We start from the raw sequence: 203 nt of genomic DNA on the forward strand, positions 1-203 counted from the left end.
GCCACAATAACAGAGAAAATACTCATGGAAATCCTGGTATTGATCCAGCCAGGTTAGAAGAGAATATTTATTTTGTTCAAAAGGACATTCGAAGTGTATACAAAGATGTGTTTCAAGAAGCAGTAGATACGTATAACGAGAAACAAAAACGGAATGACCGTAAAATCCAAGATTATTACGAAAAAATCAAGAAAAGTGAAAAA

Annotated in this window: 1 protein-coding gene; it reads left to right on the forward strand. The window is 33.0% G+C overall.

What is annotated here, in order from left to right; translation table 11 throughout:
• Positions 1-203, forward strand: a 203-nt coding sequence (locus FE392_RS22345; RefSeq protein ID WP_500692703.1) for a hypothetical protein, incomplete at both ends; no start/stop codon positions are given.

Source organism: Xenorhabdus santafensis (genome assembly GCF_033949405.1).
GTDB lineage: Bacteria > Pseudomonadota > Gammaproteobacteria > Enterobacterales > Enterobacteriaceae > Xenorhabdus > Xenorhabdus santafensis.